A 23,773-nucleotide genomic window follows, 5' to 3' on the forward strand; every position below is an offset into this window, starting at 1 on the left:
GCCGGGCCAGGCCGGCGACGGCTCAGCGGCTCAACGGCTCAACGGCTCAACGGCTCAACGGCTCAACGGCTCAACGGCTCAACGGCTCAACGGCTCAACAGTGATCATCGGGTGGAAGTGGGCGATCTCGGGCGGCTCGCCGACGGGCGTGCCGTCGGCCTCGATCCACGCGTGGGCGCGGAACGGGGCGGTCCGCACGCCCGTGCGCCAGGTCGGCCAAGCACCCCGGGTGCGGCACAACAGCGCTGCGGCGATGGAGCGTTGGAGGCAGCCCTGGCCGGCGCAGCGCATGCTGAGCGCGACCACGGCCTGCCGGGCGGCCAGCGCCTCGGCGTGGCCGGCGGGCCGGGCGCCGCGCCGCAGCGCGTGCATCACCCGGCGGATCCGGGCCGGGGGGAGCCTCTCGATCAGCCGGGCCGCGCCGATCGCCGCGAACGCGGCCGGGCGCCGGTGCCAGGGCGGCCGGTCGGTGCGGGTGGCGTGGGTGTGCAGGCTCATCCGGTGACCAGTCCGGCGGTACGCAGGCTCTCGTGCAGCCGGTCGACGTCGGCCTGCGCCTGGGTGGCCGTGACCGGGTGCAGGTTGCTGAGGTCGGCGGCGATCTCCTCGGCGGTGCGGCCGTCCAGCAGGGACCGCAGGATGTGCAGTCCGGTGCGGTTGAGCTGGAAGTAGCGGCCGTCGCGCTCGTCCAGGACGACGGCGCCGTCCTCGGTGGGTGTGAGGGTCACGTGGGGGATCAACTGGACGGCCATTCAGGCTCCTTGGGTACCGGGCGGGGTGTGGGGGTGCGGGCTCGTCGCGTGGGCGCGCAGCCAGTGCTCGCAGGCGAGGGTCGCGTCCAGGGCCGCGTAGGGGGTGCCGGGCGGGTACAGCCCGAGGCAGGCCCGGCGGAGCGTGTCGGGGTCGACCAGTCCGGCGCGGACCAGGGCGCTGTCCTCGATGAGGGCGGCGAGTCCGGCGCGGTGGCGGGCCAGTCCCTGGTGGGTGTCGGGGGTGAAGTCGCCCTTGCCGGTGCGCCGCAGGAGGTCGGCGGGCAGGTCGGGGGCGACGGCGGCGGTGAGCAGCGGCTTGTAGGCGAAGGGTGTGCCGCGGGTGGCGGGGTCGGCGGCCAGGCAGGCGTCCAGGACCCGGTCGTCGAGGAGGGGCACGCTGTAGGGCACGCCCGCGCGGGCGGTGGCGTCGGTGAGCTGGCGCATGGCGGAGGCGCTGTGGCGGACCATGTGCAGTACCTGGTGCTGGGCGTGTTCCGGTGCCAGCGGCTGGGTGTCGCGCAGGGCCCGCAGCTGTGCGCGGGCCAGGTCGGCGGCGTGGGCGGTGGCCCAGGGGGGCAGCCGGGGTTCGATGCCCCAGCCGAGGAGTTGGGTGGTGCCCGGCGGGTGGGGGTGGGTGAGGCGTTCGGCGGCGTGGGCGAGCCAGGCGGGGTAGGGGCGGGGGTCGGCGAGGGCGCGCAGGGCGTCGGGGAGTTTCCAGCGCAGGCGGGCCCGGTGTCCGCGCAGGTGGCGGGCGGCGGTGGCGGGGTGGCGGGCGAGGAGGGTGCGCAGGTAGGCGGGCAGGGCCTGGAGGACTTCGTCGCCGCCTTCGCCGCTGATCCGCAGCCGGGCGCCGTGGCCGGCGAGCAGGCGGGCGACGGCTTCGTCGCGGGCCCTGGTGCGGGTCCAGGCGAACGGTTCGTCGCCCTGGGGGCCGGGGGTGTCGATGCCGGCGAACATCGCGGGCAGGTCCTCGGCGGGCAGGACGAGGCGTTTGCCGGGCAGGTGGTGTGCGGCGCGGTCGGCCCAGACGGCGTCGTCGTGGTGGGGGTCGAGGGAGCCGAGGGTGACGGTGAGCAGGTCGGCCGGGCCGGTGGCGGCGAGGAAGCACAGGGGGGTGGAGTCGAGGCCGCCGGAGAGGTCGGCGGCGACGAGTCCGCCGCCGCGGGTGCGGGCGTCGACGGCGCGGTGCAGGGCCTGGCCGAGGGCGGTGGCGGCTTCGGCCGGGGGCCGTACGGGGGCCGGGGGGTGCCAGTGGGCGGTGGTGCGGGCGGGGCGGTGGGGGGCGAGTTCGGCGGTGTGGTGCGGTGGGACGGGCGTGATGCCGGGCCACAGCGGCAGGGTGTCGGCGGGGTGCGGCAGCGGGTGGGCGAGGCGCAGGGCGAGGTGGTCGGTGCTCGGGGTGAGTCCGGCGGCCGCGGCCAGGACGTCGGCCCGGTCGGCGAGGACGGGGACGCCGTCGATCTCGGCCAGGTGGAGGCGGCGCAGTCCGGACAGGGTGCCGCGCGCGGCGACGGTGCCGTGCGCGGTGGCCAGGAGGTGGAAGCTGCCGGCCAGGTCGGGTGCCGCGGCGAGTGCCTCGTGCGGGTCGCGGCTGCGTTCGGCGTGGTGGCGCAGCCGGTGCGGGTCGGCGTCGCTGGTGCCGAGGACGGCGAGGGCGACGGGTCCGGCCTGGGCGGTGACGGCTTCGCCGGACGGCCAGTGGCCGAGGATCCAGGGGCGTCCGCTGGGGTGGTGCAGGGCACGGCACTGGGCCGTGCCCCACACCGCGGCCACCGCGGCCCCGGCGTCGGTGTCCGGCAGGACCACGAACCAGGTCCGTCGGTGACCGCTCACGTCCGGTGCCTCAGGGGATGAGGTAGTAGCCGTGGACGTCGGACTGGTTGCCGAAGTCGAAGCCCAGGGTGAGGGCCGCGAAGTCGCCGAGTTCGATGAGCATCGGGGGTTCGTAGACGTCGGTCATGACGATGTCCTCTCGTTCGCGAGGGAGTTGGACACGATCGCCGGCCGGCAGTACCCACTCTTCCCTCCCGGTTCGCCGACGGACAAGCGGGGCCCGGGGCTTCGTCCGGAACCCGACGCCCGCCGCCCGAGTGGCTGCGGGCGCTGAAGGGACTGCTGAGCACCTGGTTGACGGGGGGACGGGGGCGGCCGGCGGGAGGCGGGATCCGGTCAGCCTGGCGCGCAGTGGTGTAGACCTGTCTGGCGCCGGAAGGGGGCCCGCCTACCATCGGTCCATGGTGGACGCGTGCTTCGGGCACCCGCGGCTGGCAGCGGTCTACGACCCGCTCGATCCCGACCGTGGCGATCTCGACGCCTATCTGCGGATGGCGCGGGAGTTCGGGGCGCGCCGGGTGCTGGACATCGGCTGTGGCACGGGGGTGTTCGCGCTGCTGCTGGCCGGGCGCGGGATCGAGGTCGTCGGCGTCGATCCGGCCCGGGCCTCCCTCGACGTGGCGCGCGCCAAACCCGGTGCGGCGCGGGTGCGCTGGGTCCACGGTGACGCGACGGACCTGCCGCCGCTGCGGGTCGACCTGGCGACGATGACGGCGAACGTCGCCCAGGCGATCACCGGCGTGGGCGCCTGGCGGGGGACGTTGCGCGGGGCCTTCGCGGCGCTGCGGCCGGGCGGGCGGCTGGTCTTCGAGACCCGCGATCCGGCCGCTCGCGGCTGGGAGGAGTGGACGCGCGGGCGCTCCCACCGGGTGACGGAGGTCCCGGGGGTGGGGTCGGTCGAGAGCTGGGTCGACCTGGTCGAGGTGCGCGGGCCGCTGGTGACGTTCCGGTGGACGTACGTGTTCGCCGCGGACGGGCAGGTGCTGGTCTCGGATTCGACGCTGCGCTTCCGGGAGCGGGAGGAGGCCGAACGGGACCTGGCCGCTTGCGGCTTCGTGGCGGAGGAGGTCCGCGACGCGCCCGACCGGCCGGGGCGGGAGTTCGTCTTCGTGGCCCGGCGCCCGTGATCCCCGGCCTCGCGCGAGAAGTCGGCCGGGCCGACTTCCGGCGCGCGGCCGGGGCGGTTCAGGGGCGCAGGGTCAGGCCCTGGGCGGGGCCTTCGATGGCGTCGAGGTAGCTGCGGGCGACCTCGGCGACGGGGGTGCCGCCGGCCGGGTCCATGCCGAGGCGTTGCAGGGTCTCGGTGATCCAGCCGGGGCTGACGAGGTTGATCCGCAGGCCCCGGGGCAGTTCGGCGGCGGCGTTGCGGACGAAGCCCTCCAGGGCGGTGTTGACCAGGGCGCCGAGCGAGCCGCCGGGCAGCGGGGTGGTGAAGGTGCCGCCGGTGAGGGTGATGGAGCCGCCGTCGCGCAGGTGGTGCAGGGCGCGGCGGGCCAGGGCGACCTGGCCCAGGAGCTTGCCCTGGAGACCGGCAAGGAACTCCGCGTCGGTCACCGAGGCCAGGTCCACCAGCGGGCCGGAGGCGGCGCAGCAGACGACGGCGTCGAGGTCGGGCAGGCCGGCGAAGAGGGCGTCCAGGGAGTCGGGGTCTTCCAGGTCCACCGTCACGGGGCCGCCGCGCGAGGCCCGGACGACCTGGTGGGTCGTCTCCAGGGTGTCGGCGACGGCGCGTCCGAGGGTGCCGGTGGCTCCGATGACGAGGATCTTCATGCCTCGATCATCGCATCGTCGGGGCCTGCGGCCGTCCTCAACGGCCTTTGCCGTAGGGCTCGTTCGGCGATGCCCCGGCGGCTCGGGTGCGGCAGTGGGTGAGTGCGTAGCGGATGCGGGGGTCGGGGTTGGGGGTGGTGGCGAGGAGTTCGCCGGCGGTGGTCAGGGCGGTCCAGTAGCGGGTGGGGTCGCCGGTGCGGGGCAGGGGGTGGGCGGCGGTGAGGGAGAGGTAGGCGGCGGTGAGGTTGCCGGTGGTGAACCAGCGGGTGAGGCCGTGGTGGTGGCCGGGGCGGAGGCTGCCGTGGGCGTCGACGGCGGTCAGGAAGTGGGCGACGACGACCTGTTCGGTGGGGGTGAGGGACTTGGGGACGTCGAAGACGCCGAGAGCTTCGAGGACTTCGCCGGTGTCGGCCTCGGAGTCGGGGCGGGGGTCGGCGAGGAGGGCGTCGTGGCAGTCGGCGAGGCGGCGGGAGATGTCGGGGAGGGGGATGTCGAGGGCGAGGCAGACGGCCCGGGCGCAGGGGGCGGGCCTGTGGCCGAGGCGGGCGAGGAGGGCGTAGGTGGCGGCGGGGGTGGCGCCGCGGGAGAGGGTGTGCCGGGCGAGGGTGGCGAGGTGCATGGGGGCTCGGTCTTTCAGACGGTGACGAGGGCGGGGGCGGGGGCGGGGGCGACGAGGGCCCAGACGAACTTGCCGGTGCCGCCCGGGTGCGGGCAGCAGCAACCCCACTGCTCGGCCAGCTCGTTGACGATCAGCAGGCCACGCCCGCGCTCGTCGTCCGGCGTGGCGGTGCGGAGGGACGGCCGCCCGGTTCCCGCGTCATGGACCTCCAACCGGAGACGGGAGTCGACGAGCGCGAAGCGGATCTCGATGCGCCGGTCCGAGAGGGCGTCGGAGTGCCGGACGGCATTGGCGAAGAGTTCGCACAGGAGCAGTTCGGCGGTGTCGGCGTAGCGCTCGCCGCCGGGCAGCCCGGAGAGGTAGGCGCGGAGCAAGTAGCGGGCCAGGGGCGCGGATTCGGGGCGGGATTCGAGGCGCGCGACGAAGGCGCGGGGGCGGTGGGTTTTAAGCATGGTGAGGTGCCTCAAGGGGGGTGCGCTGGATTTGGTCAGCCGATCGGGACGGGGGCGCCCTGGAGGACGGGGCCGGTCTCGACTTCGAGGTGGACGGATCGGCGGGCGGAGGCCTTCGTGCTCAACTCATGTCCATGTGTGGCATGTTGAAAGTCACAGCTGGCGACAGTGGGGATTCCCGCCGGCTCCGGGAGCGAACTCCACGGGGGTGAGCGACTGGAGAGAGTTGAGCCTGACCTGGGAGTTCCGGTCTTCGGACATGGGCGTCTCCGTGAGGGGTGCGTATTGTCGCCGCCCCAGTAGGCAACTCCGGTCAGTGACCGAATGACTACCAGGATGACTCAGCCTCCTCTAGGATCGAAAGAGTTTCAAATCTCTAGTCCGGCGCATTTTAAAGAGAATGATCTTGACTCTTCGAACACTTGACCCGACGTCATCTCCGCTGGAGGCTCTGGCTGTTCAGATCACCAGAGTCCGCCTGGCCAGCGGGCTGACGCAGATCGAACTCGGTAAAAGAATCGGGTACTCCAACGTCTACATCTCGAACGTGGAGCGAGCCAAACAAGCCCCGTCTTTAAAGTTCGTAGAACGCGTGGACGCAGCCCTCGACGCCGGCGGTGCTCTGACGGGACTGTGGTGGAGCTGGAAGAATGGCGCCCTGTTGCCGGGGTTCTCCGAGTACCTTCGCAAGGAACGCGAAGCGATCACGGCCAGACTGTTCGACACGGACATGGTGTCGGGCATACTTCAGCACCCGGACTACAGTGCGGCCTACGAAGCTGGCATCGTCCGACGCGGGGAAGCTACTCGGGAGCAAGCCGACAGAAGGCTCGGCTTGCTGGCCCAGCGCCAGCACATGCTCGACCGGGGAACGACGATCCATGCCGTTCTGGACGAGGGAGCCCTGCGTCGACCGATCGGCGGTCGGGAGATCATGGCCGTTCAGCTCTCTCACCTGGAGAGCCTGAGTGACCGCCCGAATGTGATTATTCAGGTCGCCCCATACCGCCTCGCCGAGGATCGGCCCCTGTCCCACCCCGTCACACTCCTGACCCTCCCGAATCGGGCCCTGGTCGGGTACACGGAGACTCTCCAGCGGGGATACCTGGAACAAGACGCCGAGACAGTGGCCCGATGGGTCGATAGATACGATCGACTCCAGGTCAACGCGCTCAACCAGCCGGACACTTTGGCCATGATCCGGGCAGTACGGAAGGAACTGGACCATGCATGACCCAACGGGCGCCAAGTGGCGCAAGAGCACATACAGCAACGGTGGGGGCGGTTGCATCGAGGTAGATGATGCACATCCGGGCAGGGTCCGTGACTCCAAGGACCCTCAGGGCCCGGCTCTGGTCTTCCCGCCCTCGGCCTGGAGCTCGTTCGTCGACGCTGTCCGCAGCGGCGAGTTCGGCGGCATCTGACCCGGCTTCCCGAAACCGCAGGCCCGGACCGCGAACGGTCCGGGCCTGTGGCTGGAGCACGCGAAATTCGGCAGCCTGCTCCGGCAGAAGGCGGAGGCCGGTGTTCGGGTCCGCTTCGTTCTCGGTGAGCCCGGGCACCCGACCACCGTCAGCGCGAGCTGGAGGAGGACGTTCCCTTGAGCCTGTCGACCCGGATCGAGATCACCTTGTCCGAACTCGCCAAGCTGCGGGGCACGTCGATCGAGGCGCGATATGAGACCGCGCACGTCTCACTCAGCGTCTCCCGCTTCGACGACGACATGATCGTCACGCCATTGCTGCCCGGCAGGATCGGCCACGACGCCCCGATGATGCATTTCAGGCGGGCCCAGGAGGACGGTGTGTTCGATCGCTTCGCCGGCCACGTCGAGGACTTGTGGGCGAAGGGGCGTGACGTGTGGACGGCCGCGACAACGGAGGTGGCAGATCATGGCCAGGCGTGACTACGAGGACGACCCGAACGCCCCCAAGGCGAACTCGCTGGTCCCTGCCGCATCCGTCGTCGTGGTCGACGATGCGGGCCGAGTCCTGCTCCAACGGCGCACCGACAACGGGATGTGGGCGCTGCCCGGCGGCAGGATGGACATCGGTGAGTCGCTCGCCGGATGCGGGATCCGCGAGACGCGCGAGGAAACCGGCATCGAGGTCGAGATCACCGGGATCGTCGGCACCTACACCGACCCCGGCCACGTCTTCGCCTACGACGACGGCGAGGTCCGCCAGGAGTTCTCCATCTGCCTCCTCGCGCGCCCGCTCGGCGGGGAGCTGCGGGTGTCCGAGGAGTCCCACGAGGTGGCCTGGTTCGCTCCGGCCGAGACGGACGGGCTGCCGATGGTGGCCGGCATCCGCAAGCGGCTAGCCGACTGGCGCTCCGGGGCCATCCCCGCAGTGCGCTAGGGGCGCCGGGCGAGCATCTGAACCGGGCCGGTGACCACGACACCTGCCGCGAGCTCCCGCCGCATGATCTCCGTGGGGCGGGTCGGCGTCATCCTGTCGGAGGCATCTCCGACGCTGAGGCAGTCCACCAGGACTTCTCCGCCTGTCTCCTCGCACGGCCTATCGACGGGGGACCTACAAGTGTCCGACGAGTCCGAAACGACGGGACGAATCAGCTCACGTCAGCGTTGAACTTGCCGATCAGTTCCGGAAGTTCCGCCAGCGAGTCGATCCGGAACGTCGCCTGCTCCGCGGCCGGATCGTGCTGCTGGATCCAGCCCCACGGGCCGCGCCGGATCAACGCTGTCCGCATCCCCGCCTTCCGGGCGGGGAGAACGTCGTTGTCGAGCCGGTCGCCGACGTAGAGGATCTCGCGCGGCTCGGCAGGTACCACCTCGGCGACGCGTTCGAAGAAGGCAGGATCCGGCTTGCTCGCGCCCCAGTCGTCGGACGTGCCGATCAGGTCGACGTCGCCCGTGAACAGTCGGCGAAGGATCGCCCCGGCCCGCACGGTCTGGTTGCCGGCGATCATCAACCACAGGCCGTCCGAGCGCAGTCGGGCGAAGGCGCCCCGGACGTCCGGGTAGAGGTCGTCCTCGCCGAAGGTCTCCGCCTGGCCGGCGGCGGCCCGCTTCTCGCGTTCCTCGTGGAGGTCGAAACCGGGAGCGAAGATCCGGAAGGTCTCCCGGTAGTCCAGGCCCTGCGCGATCACCGCGCCGAACTGAGCGACGAACGTGTGCCTCGGCACACCCAGCCAGTCGGCCCAGGTGCCGTACTCCCGGGTCTCGTCGACAAGGCACTCCCCGACGTCGAACACCACAGCCTTGATCGTCATGCCCGCAGCCTAGCGGGGCAAGGACGGGCCCCGGCGTCCCCTCCAAAGTCCCTCCGGCGTCGGCCGTGCCAAGGTACGTCTGATCCGGCTTCCCGAACCGCGTGGGCCCGGCTTCGGTCGAGGCGTCCGCGGGTAGAAGAGCCCGGAGGCGCGATCGGTTCCAGGCCGGGAGGATTGACCATGCACGACGGCACCACCCTCGACCAGGGCGGCTACGGCTGGGCCAAATCCAGCTACTCGGCCGGTGAGAACGGCAACTGCGTCGAGGTCGGCCGGACCCCGGCCGGCGCCATCCCGGTGCGCGACACCAAGCAGCACCGGCGCGGCCCGGTCCTGGAGTTCACCCCTGTTGCCTTCCAGAACTTCCTCGACGCCGTCAAGGCCGGCGAGTTCCCGGTCCAGCCGTAACGGGTGAATGACGAGTGGGTGGGCCCCGGCGAAAGAGCCGCCGGGGCCCACCCATCTCTTCCATACCGCCGTGCCACGACACTGAACGCAAGTAGCCTCGCAACAGTTTCAGCAAGCTCACCATAATCGTCAACTGACACATAGTCGGCTGATACCTACGGGCTTCGGGCCGATGCCTCACCGAAAGAAGCCCGGAAGCGTGATCGGCTTCAGCCCGAGAGCGGCGGCGACAGGAGGAACCGGAATGGCGATCGAGGCGGAGCTCAAGGCCGTCGTACGCGATCCAGAACACGTCCTCGCACGGTTGGAGGAGTTGTACGGAGCCGGCCGTGCCGAGGTGTACCGCGACACCTACTACGACGCCCCGGACGGCAGTCTGACGGGCGCCGACCGTGAGCTGAGGATCCGCACCGTCCACGGGCCCGACGACACCCGCACCGTGCTCACGTACAAGGGCGCCCGGGTGGACGAGGCATCCGGGTCGAAGCCCGAGGCCGAGACCCGGGTGGCGGACGCCGAAGCCATTCACGAGATCATCAGCGGCCTCGGCTTCACTCCGCGCATCCGGTTCGAGAAGCGGTGCCGCAACTACGCCTTCGCACGTGACGGCCGGCAGTTCCTCGCCACACTCGTCCGTGTCCCGGAAATCGACGCGACGTTCGTCGAAGTCGAGACCATCGCGCCCACCCAGGACCACCTCGCAGCCGCGCTCAGCACCGTACGGGCCGTCCTGGCCGGCCTCGGGATCAACGAGGGCGATCTGACGACCGAGCTGTACACGGACGCGGTGGCCGCGGCCCGCACCTGACGGTCCGGCCGAGCGACTTGACGTCTGATCCGCCTTCCCGGACCGCGGGCCCGGACCGTTCGCGGTCCGGGCCTGCGGCTCGCGCCCCTGATCACGCCGCCGGCCGTCGCGGCAGCGGGCGGGTTCAGGCGGCCTTCTCGGCGAGGGTGTGGGAGACGAGGGCGCTGGCGTGGCCGTGGCCGAGGCCGTGGTCGGCCTTGAGCCAGGCGACGAGTTCCATGTGCCTCGTAAGTGAAGAGGCGCGGATGAGGTCCTTCCACTCCTCGATCGGGCGGCCGTACTTCTTCTCGATCGACGGGAAGTAGGAGGCGGGGCCCTTCACGGCGGGGGTGGTCATCGGCGTGGTCCTCTCGAAGAAGCGCGGTGCGGTCACGGGGATGGACCGTGACCGCACCGCGAACTCATCGCCCCGCGCGCGTGATCCGCGTCACACCGTCGCGACGGCCTTGCGGCGGCGCCGCCCCGGGGGCGGGGTGGGGTCGGCGTCCCAGGCGGCGACGGGGTTGCCGAGCCAGCGGGTGGCGCCGGGGACGTTCTCGCCGCGCATCACCAGGGAGGCGGGGCCGACGGTGGCGCCGGCCCCGAGGGTGGAGTCGGGAAGCACGACGGAGTGCGGGCCCGTGGTGGCGCCGGCGGCGAGGTGGACGGGGCCCAGGCGCATGACGCGGTCGTGGAAGAGGTGGGTCTGGAGCACGGTGCCGCGGTTGACGCTGGCGCCGGCCCCGACGGTGACCAGGTCGGTCTCGGGCAGCCAGTGGGTCTCGCACCAGACGCCGCGGCCGATCCGGGCGCCGAGGCTGCGCAGCCAGACGTTCAGGTAGGGGGTGCCGGTGATGGTGTGGCCGCCGAAGGGCATGGCGAGTTCCTCGACGAAGGTGTCGTAGAGCTCGTTGCGCCACACGAAGGAGGACCAGAGCGGGTGTTCGGCGACGCGGAAGCGTCCGACGAGCAGCCACTTGGCGGCGGTGGTGACGGCGCAGGCGATGACGGCGGCGCAGGTCAGCACGATTCCGGCGGCGGCGAGGGCGGTGCCCAGTCCGTAGTCGTCGCGCAGTTCCTGGAGGGTGGCGAGGACGAGGTCGCCGAGCAGGGCGGCGAGGACGATCGGCAGCAGCCGGCACAGTTCGACGCCGGCGCGGGCCCACATCAGGCGCCGGGGCGGGTCGTAGGTGCGCTCTTCGGCGCCGGTGGCGGCGACGCGGGGCAGGGCGAAGGCGGGGCGGCCGAGCCAGGAGGAGCCTTCGGGGGCGTGGGCGGGGGTGTCGGAGAGCACGCCGACCAGGGAGTTGTCGGGCAGCCGGCGGCCGGGGCCGACGATGCCGGAGTTGCCGACGAAGGAGCGGCGGCCGATGTGGGCGGGGCCCAGGTGCAGCCAGCCGCCGCGCAGTTCGTACGGGGCGACGAGGGTGTCGTCGGCGAGGAAGGCGCCGTCGTCGACGCGCATCAGGCCGGGCAGGGCGAGCACGGTGGAGGCTTCGACGCGCCGGCCGACGCGGGCGCCGAGCAGGCGCAGCCACACCGGGGTGAAGAGGCCGGCGTAGAAGGGGAAGAGGGTGCGCCTGGCGGTGTCGCTGAGGCGGCTGACGGCCCAGGCGCAGAAGGCGGTGCGGCCGGTGGCGGGGTGGAAGCCGGGGCGCAGCGGGCGGGAGAGGAGGCGGACGAGGAGAGCTGTCAGGGTGGCGTAGCAGAGCAGGGTGAGGGCGGCGAGGGGGACGGTGGCGGGCAGGAGCTGGACGAGGGCGCCGGTCAGGGTGGTGTCGGTGTCGATCATCGGGTAGACGATGAGCAGGGCGGGCAGGGCGGCGACGGCCGGGAGGACGCCGAAGAGGGCGAGGGCGGCGCCGTAGGCGGGGTTCCAGTGGCGGGCGGCGGGGGCCGGGGTGGTGGGCCAGTGGGTGGGGTTGTCGGTGGTGGGGCGGGCCGGGGAGCCGTGCCGGTGTTCGCGGGGCGGGACGGTGGCGGTGACGCAGGAGCCGGGGGCGATCTCGGCGTGGGCGCCGATGCGGGCGCCGGGCATGAGGGTGGCGCGGTGGCCGATGCGGGCGCCTTCGCCGATGTCGAGGTGGCCGAGGTGGAGGGTGTCGCCGTCGAGCCACCAGCCTGCGAGGTCGGCTTCGGGTTCGATGCTGGCGTGGGCGCCGAGGCGGGCGAGGCCGGTGACGGGGGGCAGGGTGTGGAGGTGGACGCCGGGGCCGACGCGGCAGCCCAGGGCCCGGGCGTAGCGGGTGGCCCAGGGGGTGCCGGCGAGGGCGGCGGTGCCGAGCATGGCGGTGTAGCGTTCGGCGGCCCACAGGCGCAGGTGGACGTGGCCGCCGCGGGGGTGGCTGCCGGGGCGGATGCCGGCGGTGAGCAGGCGGGCGCCGGCGGCGGCGAGGAGGGTGCGGCCGGGGGCGCTGTGGAAGAGGAGGAGGCCGGCGCCGACGGGCCACCAGGAGCTGTGCGGGGCCCAGGCGAGGTGGTTGCCGGTGAGGTTGTCGAGGGCGATCAGGGTGAGGGTCCAGCGCAGTCCGGCGAGGGAGAACATGCCGAGGAGCAGGAGGGTCTGCCAGGCTCCGGCGCTGCGGGGGGTGCGGGTGACGGTGCGGTGGCGGACGGCGGCGGTGGCGACGGTCTCCTCGGGCTCGGTGGCGGCGAGGGTGTCGAGGTAGCCGGCGAGGTCGGCGAGGCGGGGGTGGGCGTACAGGTCGGCGACGGAGACGCCGGGGTGGCCGGTGCGCAGGTCGGAGACGAGGCGGGCGGCGGTGAGGCTGGAGCCGCCGAGGGCGAAGAAGTCGTCGTCGGGGCCGGGGGTGGTGCCGAGCAGGCGTTCCCAGTGGGCGGCGAGCCGGCCGGCGGTGCCGTCCGGGGCCGGGGCGGTGGTGCCGGGGCCGGCGGGGGCGGGGCCGGTGGGGGCGGTTCCGGTGAGCGGCCAGGGCAGGGCGGCGCGGTCGACCTTGCCGGAGGTGCGGGTGGGCAGGGAGTCGACGAGGGCGAGGACGGGCACCAGCGGGGCGGGCAGGCGTTCCAGGAGGTGCCGGCGGGCGGCGGCAAGGTCGCAGGTGGTGCCGGGGTGGGCGACGAGGTAGCCGACGAGCAGGTCGGTGCCGGCGGGGGTCCTGCGGACGGCCGCGGCGGCGGCGCGGATTCCGGGCAGGGCCTGGAGGGCGGCGTCGATCTCGCCGAGTTCGACGCGGCGGCCGCCGAGTTTGACCTGGTCGTCGGCGCGGCCGAGGTAGACGAGGCCTTCGGGGTCGTTGCGCACCAGGTCGCCGCTGCGGTAGACGCGGGGTGAGGCGAGGGCGGGGTGGGCGCCGAACTTCTCGGCGTCCTTGGCGGGGTCGAGGTAGCGGGCGGTGCCGACGCCGGTGATGAGCAGTTCGCCGCTCGCGTACCAGGGGACGGGGTTTCCGGCCGGGTCGACGACGGCGATCTCCCAGCCGTCGAGGGGTGTGCCGATGCGGACGGGTTCGCCGGGGGTCAGGCGGGCGGCGGTGGCGACGACGGTGGTCTCGGTGGGGCCGTAGGTGTTCCAGAACTCGCGGCCGCCGGTGGCGAGGCGGTCGACGAGTTCGGCGGGGCAGGCTTCGCCGCCGACGATGATCAGGCGGACGGCGTCCAGGCAGTCCTGCGGCCACAGGGCGAGCAGGGTGGGGACGGTGGAGACGGCGGTGATGCGCCGGGCCACGAGCCAGGGGCCGAGGTCGGTGCCGGCCTTGACCAGGGCGCGGGGGGCGGGGACGAGGCAGGCGCCGTGGCGCCAGGCGAGCCACATCTCCTCGCAGGAGGCGTCGAAGGCCACCGAGAGGCCGGCCAGGACGCGGTCGCCGGGGCCGAGGGGCTGCCGGGGCAGGAAGAGGCGGGCTTCGGCGTCGACGAAGGCGGCCGCCGAGCGGTGGGTGACGGCGACGCCCTTGGGGCGGCCGGTGGTGCCGGAGGTGAAGATGATCCACGCGTCGTCGGCGGGGGCGGGCCGGGCGGGGCGGCCGGACGGGCGGGCGGCGGGGGCGGGGTGCACGGCGCGTCCGGGGCCGAGGACGGCGCAGACGGCGGCGTCCTGCCAGATCAGCTCGGCGCGTTCGTCGGGGTCGTCGGCGTCGACGGGGACGTAGGCGGCGCCGCAGCGCAGCACGGCGAGGATGGCGACGTACAGGTCGGCGGTGCCGGAGGGGATGCGGACGCCGACCCGGTCGCCGCGGCCGATGCCGCGCCCGGCGAGCAGGCCGGCGAGGGTGTCGGCCTCGTGCAGCAGGGCGCGGTAGTCGAGGACGGTGTCGCCGGTGTCGAGCGCGGGCGCGTCGGGGTGGGCGTCGGCGGTGGCGGCGATGATGTCGAGCAGGCTGCGGGGGGCGGGGGCCTGGGCCGCCGGCCGGCCCGCCGCGGAGTGGCCCGGGTGGGGGCGGTGCAGCGTGCCTGGTCCGGCCGTTTCGGGGCGTGCGTCCATGGGTGGGGTTCCTCGGCTCCGGGGTCCTGGGGAGCGCGTACGGTGCCGTTGTCACCTTCCGGGACGCGCGCCCATCCACCATGACCGTGCTGGGAGCCGGCTGGATGCAGCGGGGGTGCGATCAAAGGAGATTCTCATCATCGATGCCGTACGGCGTCGACGACGGCGCGAATCGAATGACATTTCGCGCGATGTCGATCGTTTCCGCCGGTGAGGGGGAATCGCGGACTACCAGGACGGCGACAGTGCCGGGGCCGCGACGGTGCCGGGCGCGATGGTGCCGGGGCCGCGACGGCGGGAGAGAACACGATGCTCGTCTGGTACGTGGCGTACGGCTCGAACCTGCACGCCGCCCGTCTCGCCTGCTACCTGCGCGGCGGGCGCCCGGACGGCGGGGCACAGGACCACCCGGGTGCCCGCGACCGGCGCCCGCCGCGCCGGGCGGTGGCCACCGCGCTGCCGGGCACGCTGTACTTCGCCGGGCGCTCGCGCACCTGGGGCGGCGGCTCGGCCTTCTACGACCCGGCCGGGCGAAGCGAAGTGCCGTGCCGCGCCTATCTGATGACGCTGAGTCAGTTCAGCGACGTCGCCGCCCAGGAGATGGGCCGCTCCCCCGGCACCGACCTCGACCTCGCCCCGGTGCTCGCCACCGGGCGCGACGAACTGGGCCCGGGCCGCTACCAGACCCTGCTGCACGTCGGCGAGTCGGACGGGATGCCGCTGCTGACCTTCACCGCCTCCTGGGGCGTGGCCGGCGCCGAGCTGAACGCCCCCACCCGGCCCTACCTGCGCACCCTGGCGGCCGGCCTGGCCGAGTCCCACGGCTGGGGCCCCTGGCGTACGGCCGGCTACCTCGCCACCCGCCCGGGCGCGGCCGGGCACTGGACGCCGCGGGCGGTGGAGGCGGCGCTGGGCTGAACTCCCCCGCCCCGCAAGGACGTACGGGGGCGGTGCCGCCCGCCTCGCACGACGCGGCCGGGGCCCGTGGAAGGGGCCCCGGCCGCGGAGCCGGGCGACCAGGCCATCGGGCGGTCCCGCGGAGGCGGGGCCGGCCGGCGAACTGCCGGTCGGCCCCGCCGCGTTCGGGCGCAGGCCTCAGGTGGTGTACGTCTGCTTGATGTGCTGGACGCACTCGTCCCGGGTGAGGTGGCCGTCGCCGTCGGCGTCGATCTGCTGGAACTCGCCGAGGGCCTCGTTCGAGGCGACTCCCTTGGCCTGCTGCCAGGTCAGCCACTCCGCCAGGGAGATCCTGCCGTCACCGTCGGTGTCGGCGGCCTCCAGGATCGCGAGCTCGAACGGCACCGCGACCTGATCGAGGAAGTCGGGCCGCCGGTAGGCGGCGACGAACTCCCGGGCGGTGACCCTGCCGTCCCCGTTCGCGTCCGTGCCGTCGAGCAGTTCCTGCCACATCCGGTTGCCCAGGCCGACCACCCGCCGCCAGGTCTCCGTGCCCGGCTCGCCGGCGCCGACCCGCCTCAGCACCTTGTGGACCAGCTGGTCGATGTCGACCTGCTCGATCACCCCGTCACCGTCGACGTCCAGCCTCCTGAACATCGCCTGGAAGTGGTCGCGCTCTGTCCGAGTCACCACGGAACCCACCTGTCCCTTTCTGATACGACGGAGGTGTCCGGCCCACCCTGTCGCATCTCCCGCCGTCGGAGCGGGTGTCACGCCGTTGATCACTCGAAAGAGAGGCAGCGGTGACGGAGGTGGACGGCCCGGCGCCGGGCCGCCATCCGCCCCGGACCGGCGTCCGTCCGGCCCGGTTCCGACGGACGCGCCACCGGCCCGGTGCACCACGGTGGTTGATGGTCGGTGGACGTACGAAGCGACCGCTCAGTGCCCGTACATGCCGACCTCGTAGCCGCCGCCGGGCTGGCGGGTCATCACGTTGGCCCGGTTGAAGGCGTTGATCAGCGCTATCACGCACACCAGCGCCGCCAGCTGCTCCTCGTCGTAGTGCTTCGCGGCGTTCGCCCACACCTCGTCGCTCACCCCGCCGGCCGCGTCGGCGAGCCGGGCGCCCGCCTCGGCGAGTTCCAGCGCGGCGCGCTCCGCGTCGGTGAACACGGTGGCCTCGCGCCAGGCGGCGACCAGGTTGAGGCGCACCGGGTCCTCGCCGGCGTGCACGGCCTCCTTGTAGTGCATGTCGAGACAGGCGCCGCAGCCGTTGATCTGGCTGACCCGCAGCCGCACCAACTCCTGGACGGCGTACGGCAGGCTCGACTCGGCGATGGGCTTGTGGGCGGCGATGACGTGCTTGAAGACCTTGCCCATGACGGGGCTGGTGAAGGGGTTCAGGCGGGGTTCCATGACGGTTACTCCTCGGTCGGTGTCCCGTTGTCGCCCCTTGAGACAGAACGGCCCGCCGTTTTGTGACATCCCCCCGCCGGTCCGGCCCCGTGACCCGCGCCACACCGCCCGCCCGGGCCCGGCCGAGCACGCGGAGCTGGCGGACACCCTGTCGATGGCGTTCCTGGTGCTGCTGGAGGCCCTCTCCCCCGTCGAGCGCGCGGCGTTCACGCTGCGCGAGGCGTTCGGGTACGGCTATCCGGAGGTCGCGCGGATGGTCGGCCGCGGCGAGGCGAACTGCCGCCAGATCCTCGCCCGGGCCAGGAAGCGCCTGGCCGTCGCCGGGGACGGGACCGCCGTTCCGGCTCCGGCCCGCCGCGCGGAGGGCGAGGAGCTGGCCCGCCGCTTCTTCGAGGTCGCCGAGGGCGGGGACCCGGAGGCGCTGCTCGGCATGCTCGCCCCCGACGTGGTCTTCCAGGGCGACGGCGGCGGCAAGGCCCGTGCGCTCGGCCGCTCCGTCACCGACCCGCTGCGCGTCGCCCGGCTGCTGGTCGGCGGCTTCCGCCGGATCCGCCGGCTCGGCGCCCGCCTCACCCCCGCATGGGTCAACGGCCGCCCGGGCGCGGTGCCGTACGACGCCGAGCAGCGCGTGGTCAACGTCATCGGGCTGGACATCGACGCCGACGGCGCGGTGCGGGCGGTCCACGCCGTGTCCAACCCCGACAAGCTCGCCCACCTCGGACCGGTCTCGGACCTGGGGCTGCTGCCCCCGCCGCAGTGACCCCTGCCGCAGTGACCCTCGCCGGACGTGGAGCGACCCGGGCCCGGCTGCCGGGCCCGGGTCGCTCAGCCCCGGGTCAGGGGGTGGTGCAGACCGCGGTCGCCCGGATGGACTCGGTCCCGCTGCCGGTGTTGGTGCCGCGCACGACCCAGGAGCTGCCGTCCGGGTAGGAGTCGGTGAAGAAGATCGCGTAGGCGCTGGTCTGGCCGCCACCACCGGTGGGCACCTCGCCGGACGGACACGTCACGTAGGCGTACCCGTTCCCGCCCGGGGCCACGTCGACCCAGTCGCCGGTGACCTGGTCGTGTGCGGCCAGCTGCTGGGGGTTGGTGGTGGTCGGGTTGTGGGGAATGACGACGGCCGGCTTGCCGACGGGCTTGCCGGTGGGCTTCGCCTCGGCGGCGGCGGTCGCGGTGCTCGCGGCCAGCACGCCGACGACGGCGAGGGCGGTCAGGGCGAGGGGCTTGATGCGGGCCATGTTCGGCCTCCTGGAGTTCTGGGTCGGGCTTTCGTCGGCGGGGGCTGTTTCCCCGCGCCGGCCCCGATCCGTACCCGGGCCGAGGCGCCCGCCGCCCGGGTGAGCGCCCGGCTACTCGGGCGGAGGAACACTGCTGCCTGGCCGGGCTAACAACCGCCCCGCACCCGGTGGGCCGGGCCCCGCCACGCCTCCCGGGCGCCGGCGTTCGGTCGACGCATCGCCGACGGGGAAACCCGAGCAGGCCTCACCTCAAGCCGGGTCGGCCGGTCCGGCGCGGCGGATGCGGGTCCGGGTGCGGGTGCGGGTGCGGGTGAACCAGCAGGCCAGCAGCAGGTTGGGCACCCAGCACAGCCAGGCCACGGCGGTGTAGGCGGGGCGCAGGCCCAGGCCGGCCGTCGTGGCGGCGAGCACCATGAGGCGCAGCGTGACGGCGGCGAAGGTGAGGGCGAAGCTGCGGATCATCCAGCGGCGGTGGTCGGCGATCCGGCCGGCGAGGGCCGTCCGCAGCCCCATGGCGCCGGTGATCAGCCAGGCCACCGCCAGGCAGGCGAAGCCGAGCCCGGCGACCGCTCCCCCGTAGGCGACGGGTGCCAGCAGCAGGGCGCCCACCGCGCCGGTCAGGCAGCCGAGCAGGTAGACGACGCCGATGCGGCGGTGCCGGCGGGGCTTGCGTGCGCGCAGGCGCTCGGAGAACTGCCAGGGGCCGACGGCCAGGGCCGTGATGGCGCCGGAGATGTGGATGGCGAGCGGGACTTGGTGGGTCAGGTAGGTGTCGCGCTGCTCCTCGAAGAACGCCTCCGGGTCGAGGCGGAAGTACTTGGCGGAGATGACGACGATCAGCGTGGACAGCATCGTCATGATGGCCCAACCGGCCCGCGTGATGCGCATGGTTCGAGTCTCGGGCCCGGCGCCGCGGGCGGACATCCGGCATGCCCCCGATAAGCACCCCCAGAAAACCCCACTTCCCTTACGGGGCAAGGTATTTGCCGGGCGGCAGTCACGACGTTTCCGCTCCGGGTTCATTCCGGTCCGGAGCGGGACTCGATCAGGCGGGCTGCCAGAGTTCGACGCGGTTGCCCTCGGGGTCGGTGACCCAGCCGAACCGGCCGACGCCCGCCATCTCCTGGGTCTCCTCGGCCACGGCGGCGCCGTGGGCGCGCAGTTGGGCGAGCATCGCGTCCAGGTCGCGGACGCGGAAGTTGAGCATGGTCTGCTGGGTGCGGGAGCCGAAGTAGTCGGTCCCGGAGTCGAAGGCGGCGAAGACCGTCGGGCCGGCCTGCTGATGCCAGAGGCCGTGTTCGTCCGTGTCCAGCCCCAGGCTCTCGCGGTACCAGGCGCTCAGCGCCGTCGGGTCGGCGGCCCGTAGGAAGTACCCGCCGATGCCAAGCACTCGTTCCATGCCGCCATCCTGCCAGGGCGGCGGCCCTGGCCGGGGTAGGTGGCCGGAGCTCGGGGGGGTCGTGGCGGAGCTCGCGACGGCGCAGGGGGATGATGGTCCGCGCAGGTCACGGTGTGGGCGGGTTCATCCGGGGGGTACGGCAGTGATCACGGTGGAGAGCCACGGGGCGTTCGGCGCCAACGGTGTCGGGCTGGAGCGGCTGCCGTTCCCGCTGAGCTTCAACGTCGCCGAGGCCGAAGGCTCGTGGACGGTCAGCGGGGCGGCCGCCCGGGCCTGGGAGCTGATCGACGTGCTCACCCGCACGGCGAACGACACGGTCGTCGTCCTGAACCTCGAATCGAACAGCCTCTTCGACAAGGACAACCGGCCGTGGCCGCCGTCCCGGATCGCGGCGCAGCGGGGCGTGGCCTGCACCGCCCGCCCGGTCGGGGACCGGGCCGCGGGCTCGATGGACCTCGGCGAGGAGTTCCTGATGATGCGCCGGGACGACCTGCCCCGGTTCCTCGGCGGCGGCTGGGCGCCGTACGAGCTGTCGCTGGTCGACGTTCCGGCGGGCACCACCGCGGAGCGGCTCGACGCGCTCGAACTGGCCGTCGGCGCGGCCGTCGTCGCCGGCGAGCCGGTCCTCCCCCGCCTCAGCGGTTCGCGCTTCTGGTACTCCGGGCACGACGACTGCTACCTGACGGCGGAGTCGACGGATCCGGCGATGCCCCCGGCGCTCCTCGCCCGGCTGCTGGCCCTGCTGGCCGGGTCCGCCCTGATCGGGGCCGGCCACTCCGCGCCGGTGGAGGTCCCGGAGCCGGACGAGGCGCTGCCGCGGCGGCTGATCGCCGAGAGCCCGCACTGGGTCGGATCCGTCAGGGAGGCGACCGGCACCACGGTGACGGTCGGGCTGTCGGCCCTGTCGCAGCCGTGGCGCCTCGGCGGACAGCCGCCGGAGCGGCTCGACTACGCGGCGACGCTCGACCTCACGCGCGGCGGATGGGGGCTCGCGGCCGGCGCGGCCGGCGGCGAGGAGGCGTTCCAGGACTGCTACCACCTCCTGCGGGCCGACTACGTCCCGGCCGTCGTCTCGGCGGACTCCTGCCGCCGTTCCACCCAGAGCTGATCGAACTCACCGGCCCGGCGCGGGAGTCCGCACCGGGCCCAGGACTTCAGGCAGGACCGTGGTGTCAGTACACCTCGGTCTTGAGCCCGTGCCCGAAGTAGTACAGGTACGGGGCCCCGCCGGCTTCGCCGGCCTTCAGGAGGACGACCATGGCCTCGGGGTCCATGCTTTCGCCGGTGAAGAACCGGTAGCCCTCGAAGTCGGCGAGCACGGCCTTGACACATGTCTGGGCCTTCTCCTGCCAGGCGGACCGATCGTCCGCGGGGACCCTCTCCGACAGCCTCTTCAGGTACGCCTTGATGTGCCCGGTGTAGTTCTTCTTGTCGTAGCTCGTCTCGACAAGTCGATGTGCGTCAACGATGTCGAGGACCGAGACGGTTGCCGAATCGACCGCTCCGGTCTCCTCCTCGCCCTCCTCGCCCTCCACGCCGGACGCGGCTCCGATGTCGATCGACCCGACTGTCGAGCGCGTGCCGTACTTGCCCTCGGCGACGAAGCAGACGCCGTCCTCCTTGACCGGGACCGAGTCGGACAGCAACTCGTCACCGTTGAAGACGTCGCGGTACACCTTCATGCAGATCTCCATCCCACACGGGCCAAGTATTGCCGACCACCCCAATGCCCCTGCGTGCGCGTCACATCACTTAACGTGAACAGCAGTTCGATATCGAGCCCGAGGCTCCGCCGAACAGGCTCCAGTGCGAGCACTCCGGCCCGGCACGGGAATCCGCGCCGAGCCGAGGCCATGCGCTCAGGCCGCCCGTTGGCCGTGGAGGAGGACGGGGAGGGTGCGGCCGGCGAGGGCTTCGGCGGCGCGGGCGGCCTGGGAGGGGGCCATGACGTCCGGCAGGTCCGGGGCGGGGACGAAGCGGGCGCCGAGCAGTCCGCTGCGGTGCCGGGGCGGGACGGTGATCCGGGCGGTGCCGGGGACGGTGCCGCCGTCGAAGACGAGGTTCAGGCGTTCCAGGTAGCGGTCGGCGGGGGTGAAGTCGACGGCGACGATGTCGGTCAGACGGGCGATCAGGCCGGTCTCGGCGTGCAGGTGGCGGGCGGCGGCGAGGTGCGGGGGCTCGTTGGGGCGGGCGGAGCCACCGGGCAGGATCATGCCGTCCATGTAGTCCGGGTCGACGAGCAGGACGTCGCCGCGGGGGTTGCGGATCAGGACGAGGCAGCCGAGCCGGCAGACGGGAGGCTTGGCCAGGAGTCGGGGGTCTTGCATGGGGGCGGCCGCTTTCAGTCGTCGTACGTGAGGCGCTCGTGGCGCAGGCCCTTGCGCAGCAGGTCGACCACGCGCACGAGGTCGGCGGGGCGGGCGGTGAGACGGAGGAGGTAGCCGCACGTCAGGCGGCCGCTGTGCCAGTCGACTTCCAGGGTGGGGGGCCGAACGCCACCGAGGGCGAGGACGGTGGCGAGGTCGTCCAGCACGTCGGCCGCCTGACGGCGCTGCTCGGCGGTCGCGCGGGAGAGGGTCGAGGACATCTTCACTTCTCCCCGGGGCGCTTGTGGACCTCGAAGCCGCGCCACGCGCTGTAGGCATCGCCGAAGAAGACGAAGGTGGCCAACTCGCCGTCGGGCCGGCGCAGCCACTCGCCCGTCATCTCGTTGCGGACCCGGTAGCGATCGGCCTCGACGTCGAACCGGACGCCGTAGCCGAGGAGGCGCGGGGCTTGGTCTTGGGGCATGGAATGGCACCCTCTGCGATCGGAGTTTCACGTTCTGTGTACATGCTGGAGCAAGGTCACCTAGCATGGAAAGCGGCCTGCTACTTGCCTCCGGGCTTGCTGGAAGTTGAGAACCGCCATGAACAAGAAGCAGATTGACCCCGAGTCCAGCCCCTGGGCGCCCTTCGGGATCCAACTCCGCAAGTCGCGAGAGGCCCGGGGCCTCCGCCAGGAGGAGCTGGCCCCGCTCATCGGGTGCTCGCCGTCGCACCTGTCCTACGTCGAACTTGCCCACCGGCCCCCGACCCGCAAGCTCGCCGAACTGGCGGACGAAGTGCTGGAGACCGGCGGCACCCTGCTGCTGATGTGGTACCAGCTGAAGAACGCCGCGATCCTGGAGGGGTTTCCGGAGTACGCGCGCTACGAGGCGCTCGCGGAGCAGATCAGGATCTTCGAGATCGACCTCGTTACCGGACTTCTACAAACTCCGGCATATGCAACCGCAGTCCAGATGGGCGACGTCAGGCAGGGCAATACGACCCAGCAGTTGGCGGAGGAACGCATCGCATTCAGGCTCGCCCGGCAGCAGATCCTGGAGCGGACTCCCCCTCCGCTCGTACATGCGGTACTGGACGAGAGCTGCATCAGGCGGTTCATCGGCGGACGTGACGTCATGATCGAACAGCTGCTTCATCTTGAGAAGTTGTCCGCACGTCCCGACGTGGTAATCCAGGTGGCACCGTTTTCCCTGGGCGAGAACCGACCACTCACACACATGGTGCATCTCCTTACCATGCCGAACCGAAAAGTTCTCGCTTACGGCGAGATCGAGCAGCGCGGCTACATCGACCGTGACACTCAGTCGGTTGCAGTACTAGACAGGAGTTACGATCGACTCGCGGTCGAGGCCCTCGGCCAAGCCGATTCGCTGGCTTTCATCCGTGCGGTAAGGAGAGACCTGGAGTGGATGTCGACCTGACCGATGCCCCGTGGCGAAAGAGTTCGTACAGCGGTGCAAACGGCGGCGCATGCATCGAGGTAGCCGACGGCTTCGCCAGCGTCATGCCCGTGCGCGACTCCAAGGACCCTTCGGGCCCGGCCCTCGCCTTCTCCTCCCCCGCCTGGCAGGCCTTCGTCACCGCCGTCCGCACCGGCGAGTTCGACAACCGCAACTCCCCTCGCCCCGCAGCGCGCTGACGATCCCGCCGGGGGCGCGATACCGCCCGGCCCTCACGAGGGCCGGGCGGCACGGGAGTCACGCCAGGTGGTGCCCGAACAGGGCGACCAGCCCCTCCACCAGCGGCGCCGGATCGAGCTCCGGGTCGAGCATGCGCTGTAGCAGGAAGCCGTCCATCGCCGCCGTGATGGTCACCGCCGCGGGGAGCGGACGCGAGACCCCCCGCTCGGTGAACCAGTCGCACTGCCACTGCCGCAGCTGCGCCACGGAGGCCGCGATCTCGGCACGCAGCTCGTCGTCCCGGCTCGCCGCGACCAGCGACTCGTAGAGCAGCAGCAGTTCCGGGTCGCGCGAGTCGCCGGAGCACAGTGCGCGGAGCAGGACTTCGACGGCCTCCTCGACCGGATCGGCGGGGCACTCGCGCAGGAGCACCCCGCGGAGGGACGGGCCGCGTACCGGCTCGCGGCCGTCCGGCCGATTCGTGCGGAGCCCCGGCTTTTGACGGCGCGGGATGTACACGGGCGGCCGTGACCGGAGCAGCCGTGGAAGCGGGTGGGCGCGCCGCCGTGCGCCATCGAATC

Annotated in this window: 32 protein-coding genes; 12 read left to right on the forward strand and 20 right to left on the reverse strand. The window is 72.7% G+C overall.

The window, feature by feature from the left end; all coding sequences use genetic code 11:
- Window positions 1–78 precede the first annotated feature (78 nt).
- From ACZ7C5_RS22820 to ACZ7C5_RS22835, 4 genes are read right to left on the reverse strand one after another with little or no spacing between them, the layout of a single operon-like run.
- Window positions 79–498, reverse strand: a complete 420-nt coding sequence (locus ACZ7C5_RS22820; RefSeq protein ID WP_401090657.1) for a lasso peptide biosynthesis B2 protein — start codon at window positions 496–498, stop codon at window positions 79–81.
- A complete protein-coding gene (locus tag ACZ7C5_RS22825; RefSeq protein WP_188295460.1) occupies window positions 495–752 on the reverse strand; it encodes a lasso peptide biosynthesis PqqD family chaperone in 258 nt (85 codons plus the stop codon). The genes ACZ7C5_RS22820 and ACZ7C5_RS22825 overlap by 4 nt, the downstream gene beginning before the upstream one ends.
- Window positions 753–2,585: an asparagine synthase-related protein gene (locus ACZ7C5_RS22830; protein WP_470323339.1), complete on the reverse strand. Its 1,833-nt coding sequence runs from the start codon at window positions 2,583–2,585 to the stop codon at window positions 753–755. It lies immediately after the preceding gene.
- Window positions 2,586–2,595: 10 nt separating this feature from the next.
- Window positions 2,596–2,712 (reverse strand): lasso RiPP family leader peptide-containing protein, encoded by a 117-nt coding sequence (locus tag ACZ7C5_RS22835; RefSeq protein ID WP_188295462.1) that lies wholly within the window; start codon window positions 2,710–2,712, stop codon window positions 2,596–2,598.
- Window positions 2,713–2,986: 274 nt separating this feature from the next.
- Here ACZ7C5_RS22835 and ACZ7C5_RS22840 point away from each other — a divergent pair, with 274 nt between their 5' ends.
- Window positions 2,987–3,712, forward strand: a complete 726-nt coding sequence (locus tag ACZ7C5_RS22840; protein WP_470323340.1) for a class I SAM-dependent methyltransferase — start codon at window positions 2,987–2,989, stop codon at window positions 3,710–3,712.
- A 58-nt stretch (window positions 3,713–3,770) separates the two neighbouring features.
- On the opposite strand, the gene ACZ7C5_RS22845 is transcribed toward ACZ7C5_RS22840, so the two are convergent.
- The 3 genes from ACZ7C5_RS22845 to ACZ7C5_RS22855 are packed head-to-tail and all read right to left on the reverse strand — an operon-like array spanning window position 3,771 to window position 5,426.
- Complete coding sequence (locus ACZ7C5_RS22845) at window positions 3,771–4,355, reverse strand: short chain dehydrogenase (protein WP_470323341.1); 585 nt, start codon at window positions 4,353–4,355, stop codon at window positions 3,771–3,773.
- Between the two features lie 37 nt (window positions 4,356–4,392).
- Window positions 4,393–4,974, reverse strand: a complete 582-nt coding sequence (locus tag ACZ7C5_RS22850; protein WP_470323342.1) for a hypothetical protein — start codon at window positions 4,972–4,974, stop codon at window positions 4,393–4,395.
- Window positions 4,975–4,988: 14 nt separating this feature from the next.
- Window positions 4,989–5,426, reverse strand: coding sequence for an ATP-binding protein (locus tag ACZ7C5_RS22855; protein ID WP_470323343.1), 438 nt, complete (start codon window positions 5,424–5,426; stop codon window positions 4,989–4,991).
- Between the two features lie 400 nt (window positions 5,427–5,826).
- Between ACZ7C5_RS22855 and ACZ7C5_RS22860 the strand changes: the two genes are divergently transcribed.
- The 4 genes from ACZ7C5_RS22860 (at window position 5,827) to ACZ7C5_RS22875 (ending at window position 7,786) form a co-directional block, all read left to right on the forward strand.
- Entirely contained in the window at window positions 5,827–6,660 is an 834-nt protein-coding gene (locus tag ACZ7C5_RS22860; RefSeq protein ID WP_401090645.1) for a helix-turn-helix domain-containing protein, read from the forward strand.
- A complete protein-coding gene (locus tag ACZ7C5_RS22865; RefSeq protein ID WP_401090643.1) occupies window positions 6,653–6,850 on the forward strand; it encodes a DUF397 domain-containing protein in 198 nt (65 codons plus the stop codon). Before ACZ7C5_RS22860 ends, ACZ7C5_RS22865 begins: the two co-directional genes overlap by 8 nt.
- Window positions 6,851–7,026: 176 nt before the next feature.
- On the forward strand, window positions 7,027–7,332 hold the full coding sequence (locus ACZ7C5_RS22870; protein WP_401090642.1) for a hypothetical protein: 306 nt from the start codon (window positions 7,027–7,029) through the stop codon (window positions 7,330–7,332).
- Window positions 7,319–7,786: an NUDIX hydrolase gene (locus ACZ7C5_RS22875; protein ID WP_401090640.1), complete on the forward strand. Its 468-nt coding sequence runs from the start codon at window positions 7,319–7,321 to the stop codon at window positions 7,784–7,786. Before ACZ7C5_RS22870 ends, ACZ7C5_RS22875 begins: the two co-directional genes overlap by 14 nt.
- 211 nt (window positions 7,787–7,997) lie before the next feature.
- Here ACZ7C5_RS22875 and ACZ7C5_RS22880 read toward each other — a convergent pair whose 3' ends face one another.
- Window positions 7,998–8,660 carry an HAD family hydrolase gene (locus ACZ7C5_RS22880; protein WP_401090638.1) on the reverse strand — a complete coding sequence of 221 codons (663 nt, stop codon included), beginning with the start codon at window positions 8,658–8,660 and terminating at the stop codon, window positions 7,998–8,000.
- A gap of 180 nt (window positions 8,661–8,840) precedes the next feature.
- On the opposite strand from ACZ7C5_RS22880, the gene ACZ7C5_RS22885 reads away from it, so the two are divergent.
- Both ACZ7C5_RS22885 and cyaB read left to right on the forward strand, forming a co-directional pair.
- Entirely contained in the window at window positions 8,841–9,068 is a 228-nt protein-coding gene (locus tag ACZ7C5_RS22885; RefSeq protein ID WP_401090636.1) for a DUF397 domain-containing protein, read from the forward strand.
- A gap of 244 nt (window positions 9,069–9,312) precedes the next feature.
- Window positions 9,313–9,876 carry a class IV adenylate cyclase gene (gene cyaB / locus ACZ7C5_RS22890; protein WP_401090634.1) on the forward strand — a complete coding sequence of 188 codons (564 nt, stop codon included), beginning with the start codon at window positions 9,313–9,315 and terminating at the stop codon, window positions 9,874–9,876.
- A 124-nt stretch (window positions 9,877–10,000) separates the two neighbouring features.
- On the opposite strand, the gene ACZ7C5_RS22895 is transcribed toward cyaB, so the two are convergent.
- Both ACZ7C5_RS22895 and ACZ7C5_RS22900 read right to left on the reverse strand, forming a co-directional pair.
- Window positions 10,001–10,213 carry a DUF4287 domain-containing protein gene (locus tag ACZ7C5_RS22895; RefSeq protein WP_401090632.1) on the reverse strand — a complete coding sequence of 71 codons (213 nt, stop codon included), beginning with the start codon at window positions 10,211–10,213 and terminating at the stop codon, window positions 10,001–10,003.
- Between the two features lie 90 nt (window positions 10,214–10,303).
- Window positions 10,304–14,296, reverse strand: coding sequence for a Pls/PosA family non-ribosomal peptide synthetase (locus ACZ7C5_RS22900; RefSeq protein ID WP_470323344.1), 3,993 nt, complete (start codon window positions 14,294–14,296; stop codon window positions 10,304–10,306).
- Window positions 14,297–14,605: 309 nt separating this feature from the next.
- On the opposite strand from ACZ7C5_RS22900, the gene ACZ7C5_RS22905 reads away from it, so the two are divergent.
- Window positions 14,606–15,214: a histone deacetylase gene (locus tag ACZ7C5_RS22905; protein ID WP_470323345.1), complete on the forward strand. Its 609-nt coding sequence runs from the start codon at window positions 14,606–14,608 to the stop codon at window positions 15,212–15,214.
- Window positions 15,215–15,391: 177 nt separating this feature from the next.
- Here the strand turns inward: ACZ7C5_RS22905 and ACZ7C5_RS22910 are convergent, their stop codons facing one another.
- Together ACZ7C5_RS22910 and ACZ7C5_RS22915 are read right to left on the reverse strand one after the other, a co-directional pair.
- Window positions 15,392–15,886: an EF-hand domain-containing protein gene (locus ACZ7C5_RS22910; protein ID WP_401090626.1), complete on the reverse strand. Its 495-nt coding sequence runs from the start codon at window positions 15,884–15,886 to the stop codon at window positions 15,392–15,394.
- 246 nt (window positions 15,887–16,132) lie between these two features.
- Window positions 16,133–16,609: a carboxymuconolactone decarboxylase family protein gene (locus ACZ7C5_RS22915; protein WP_401090624.1), complete on the reverse strand. Its 477-nt coding sequence runs from the start codon at window positions 16,607–16,609 to the stop codon at window positions 16,133–16,135.
- Between the two features lie 154 nt (window positions 16,610–16,763).
- On the opposite strand from ACZ7C5_RS22915, the gene ACZ7C5_RS22920 reads away from it, so the two are divergent.
- Window positions 16,764–17,369 carry a sigma factor-like helix-turn-helix DNA-binding protein gene (locus tag ACZ7C5_RS22920; protein ID WP_470323346.1) on the forward strand — a complete coding sequence of 202 codons (606 nt, stop codon included), beginning with the start codon at window positions 16,764–16,766 and terminating at the stop codon, window positions 17,367–17,369.
- A 76-nt stretch (window positions 17,370–17,445) separates the two neighbouring features.
- On the opposite strand, the gene ACZ7C5_RS22925 is transcribed toward ACZ7C5_RS22920, so the two are convergent.
- The 3 genes from ACZ7C5_RS22925 to ACZ7C5_RS22935 all read right to left on the reverse strand — a co-directional run bounded on the left by ACZ7C5_RS22925 (window position 17,446) and on the right by ACZ7C5_RS22935 (window position 19,246).
- Window positions 17,446–17,847 (reverse strand): hypothetical protein, encoded by a 402-nt coding sequence (locus ACZ7C5_RS22925; protein WP_401090620.1) that lies wholly within the window; start codon window positions 17,845–17,847, stop codon window positions 17,446–17,448.
- Window positions 17,848–18,096: 249 nt separating this feature from the next.
- Window positions 18,097–18,735, reverse strand: a complete 639-nt coding sequence (locus ACZ7C5_RS22930; protein ID WP_470323347.1) for a DUF2306 domain-containing protein — start codon at window positions 18,733–18,735, stop codon at window positions 18,097–18,099.
- Window positions 18,736–18,892: 157 nt separating this feature from the next.
- On the reverse strand, window positions 18,893–19,246 hold the full coding sequence (locus ACZ7C5_RS22935) for a VOC family protein (RefSeq protein WP_401090616.1): 354 nt from the start codon (window positions 19,244–19,246) through the stop codon (window positions 18,893–18,895).
- 142 nt (window positions 19,247–19,388) lie between these two features.
- On the opposite strand from ACZ7C5_RS22935, the gene ACZ7C5_RS22940 reads away from it, so the two are divergent.
- Entirely contained in the window at window positions 19,389–20,354 is a 966-nt protein-coding gene (locus ACZ7C5_RS22940; RefSeq protein WP_401090614.1) for a hypothetical protein, read from the forward strand.
- 64 nt (window positions 20,355–20,418) lie between these two features.
- Here ACZ7C5_RS22940 and ACZ7C5_RS22945 read toward each other — a convergent pair whose 3' ends face one another.
- From ACZ7C5_RS22945 to ACZ7C5_RS22960, 4 genes are all read right to left on the reverse strand, one after another.
- The gene (locus ACZ7C5_RS22945; RefSeq protein WP_470323348.1) at window positions 20,419–20,928 is read right to left on the reverse strand and encodes a translationally-controlled tumor protein; all 510 of its coding nucleotides are present in this window, start codon (window positions 20,926–20,928) and stop codon (window positions 20,419–20,421) included.
- Window positions 20,929–21,105: 177 nt separating this feature from the next.
- Entirely contained in the window at window positions 21,106–21,573 is a 468-nt protein-coding gene (locus ACZ7C5_RS22950; RefSeq protein ID WP_470323349.1) for an NUDIX domain-containing protein, read from the reverse strand.
- A 14-nt stretch (window positions 21,574–21,587) separates the two neighbouring features.
- The gene (locus ACZ7C5_RS22955) at window positions 21,588–21,833 is read right to left on the reverse strand and encodes a hypothetical protein (RefSeq protein WP_401090608.1); all 246 of its coding nucleotides are present in this window, start codon (window positions 21,831–21,833) and stop codon (window positions 21,588–21,590) included.
- Window positions 21,834–21,835: 2 nt separating this feature from the next.
- Window positions 21,836–22,036, reverse strand: a complete 201-nt coding sequence (locus ACZ7C5_RS22960; RefSeq protein WP_188295478.1) for a hypothetical protein — start codon at window positions 22,034–22,036, stop codon at window positions 21,836–21,838.
- A gap of 118 nt (window positions 22,037–22,154) precedes the next feature.
- Between ACZ7C5_RS22960 and ACZ7C5_RS22965 the strand changes: the two genes are divergently transcribed.
- Both ACZ7C5_RS22965 and ACZ7C5_RS22970 read left to right on the forward strand, forming a co-directional pair.
- A complete protein-coding gene (locus tag ACZ7C5_RS22965; protein WP_401090606.1) occupies window positions 22,155–22,994 on the forward strand; it encodes a helix-turn-helix domain-containing protein in 840 nt (279 codons plus the stop codon).
- Window positions 22,979–23,212 carry a DUF397 domain-containing protein gene (locus ACZ7C5_RS22970; protein ID WP_470323350.1) on the forward strand — a complete coding sequence of 78 codons (234 nt, stop codon included), beginning with the start codon at window positions 22,979–22,981 and terminating at the stop codon, window positions 23,210–23,212. The genes ACZ7C5_RS22965 and ACZ7C5_RS22970 overlap by 16 nt, the downstream gene beginning before the upstream one ends.
- 58 nt (window positions 23,213–23,270) lie before the next feature.
- Here ACZ7C5_RS22970 and ACZ7C5_RS22975 read toward each other — a convergent pair whose 3' ends face one another.
- On the reverse strand, window positions 23,271–23,624 hold the full coding sequence (locus ACZ7C5_RS22975) for a hypothetical protein (RefSeq protein WP_470323351.1): 354 nt from the start codon (window positions 23,622–23,624) through the stop codon (window positions 23,271–23,273).
- Window positions 23,625–23,773: the final 149 nt, after the last annotated feature.

The sequence above is a fragment of the Kitasatospora sp. NPDC036993 genome, from assembly GCF_055607525.1.

Coding starts and splice junctions, on each gene's coding strand:
- ACZ7C5_RS22820 (WP_401090657.1), bottom strand. CDS start 498: ATGAGCCTGCACACCCACGCCACCCGCACCGACCGGCCGCCCTGGCAC.
- ACZ7C5_RS22825 (WP_188295460.1), bottom strand. CDS start 752: ATGGCCGTCCAGTTGATCCCCCACGTGACCCTCACACCCACCGAGGAC.
- ACZ7C5_RS22835 (WP_188295462.1), bottom strand. CDS start 2,712: ATGACCGACGTCTACGAACCCCCGATGCTCATCGAACTCGGCGACTTC.
- ACZ7C5_RS22840 (WP_470323340.1), top strand. CDS start 2,987: ATGGTGGACGCGTGCTTCGGGCACCCGCGGCTGGCAGCGGTCTACGAC.
- ACZ7C5_RS22845 (WP_470323341.1), bottom strand. CDS start 4,355: ATGAAGATCCTCGTCATCGGAGCCACCGGCACCCTCGGACGCGCCGTC.
- ACZ7C5_RS22850 (WP_470323342.1), bottom strand. CDS start 4,974: ATGCACCTCGCCACCCTCGCCCGGCACACCCTCTCCCGCGGCGCCACC.
- ACZ7C5_RS22855 (WP_470323343.1), bottom strand. CDS start 5,426: ATGCTTAAAACCCACCGCCCCCGCGCCTTCGTCGCGCGCCTCGAATCC.
- ACZ7C5_RS22860 (WP_401090645.1), top strand. CDS start 5,827: ATGATCTTGACTCTTCGAACACTTGACCCGACGTCATCTCCGCTGGAG.
- ACZ7C5_RS22865 (WP_401090643.1), top strand. CDS start 6,653: ATGCATGACCCAACGGGCGCCAAGTGGCGCAAGAGCACATACAGCAAC.
- ACZ7C5_RS22875 (WP_401090640.1), top strand. CDS start 7,319: ATGGCCAGGCGTGACTACGAGGACGACCCGAACGCCCCCAAGGCGAAC.
- ACZ7C5_RS22880 (WP_401090638.1), bottom strand. CDS start 8,660: ATGACGATCAAGGCTGTGGTGTTCGACGTCGGGGAGTGCCTTGTCGAC.
- ACZ7C5_RS22885 (WP_401090636.1), top strand. CDS start 8,841: ATGCACGACGGCACCACCCTCGACCAGGGCGGCTACGGCTGGGCCAAA.
- cyaB (WP_401090634.1), top strand. CDS start 9,313: ATGGCGATCGAGGCGGAGCTCAAGGCCGTCGTACGCGATCCAGAACAC.
- ACZ7C5_RS22895 (WP_401090632.1), bottom strand. CDS start 10,213: ATGACCACCCCCGCCGTGAAGGGCCCCGCCTCCTACTTCCCGTCGATC.
- ACZ7C5_RS22900 (WP_470323344.1), bottom strand. CDS start 14,296: ATGGACGCACGCCCCGAAACGGCCGGACCAGGCACGCTGCACCGCCCC.
- ACZ7C5_RS22905 (WP_470323345.1), top strand. CDS start 14,606: ATGCTCGTCTGGTACGTGGCGTACGGCTCGAACCTGCACGCCGCCCGT.
- ACZ7C5_RS22915 (WP_401090624.1), bottom strand. CDS start 16,609: ATGGAACCCCGCCTGAACCCCTTCACCAGCCCCGTCATGGGCAAGGTC.
- ACZ7C5_RS22920 (WP_470323346.1), top strand. CDS start 16,764: ATGGCGTTCCTGGTGCTGCTGGAGGCCCTCTCCCCCGTCGAGCGCGCG.
- ACZ7C5_RS22925 (WP_401090620.1), bottom strand. CDS start 17,847: ATGGCCCGCATCAAGCCCCTCGCCCTGACCGCCCTCGCCGTCGTCGGC.
- ACZ7C5_RS22930 (WP_470323347.1), bottom strand. CDS start 18,735: ATGCGCATCACGCGGGCCGGTTGGGCCATCATGACGATGCTGTCCACG.
- ACZ7C5_RS22935 (WP_401090616.1), bottom strand. CDS start 19,246: ATGGAACGAGTGCTTGGCATCGGCGGGTACTTCCTACGGGCCGCCGAC.
- ACZ7C5_RS22945 (WP_470323348.1), bottom strand. CDS start 20,928: ATGAAGGTGTACCGCGACGTCTTCAACGGTGACGAGTTGCTGTCCGAC.
- ACZ7C5_RS22950 (WP_470323349.1), bottom strand. CDS start 21,573: ATGCAAGACCCCCGACTCCTGGCCAAGCCTCCCGTCTGCCGGCTCGGC.
- ACZ7C5_RS22955 (WP_401090608.1), bottom strand. CDS start 21,833: ATGTCCTCGACCCTCTCCCGCGCGACCGCCGAGCAGCGCCGTCAGGCG.
- ACZ7C5_RS22960 (WP_188295478.1), bottom strand. CDS start 22,036: ATGCCCCAAGACCAAGCCCCGCGCCTCCTCGGCTACGGCGTCCGGTTC.
- ACZ7C5_RS22965 (WP_401090606.1), top strand. CDS start 22,155: ATGAACAAGAAGCAGATTGACCCCGAGTCCAGCCCCTGGGCGCCCTTC.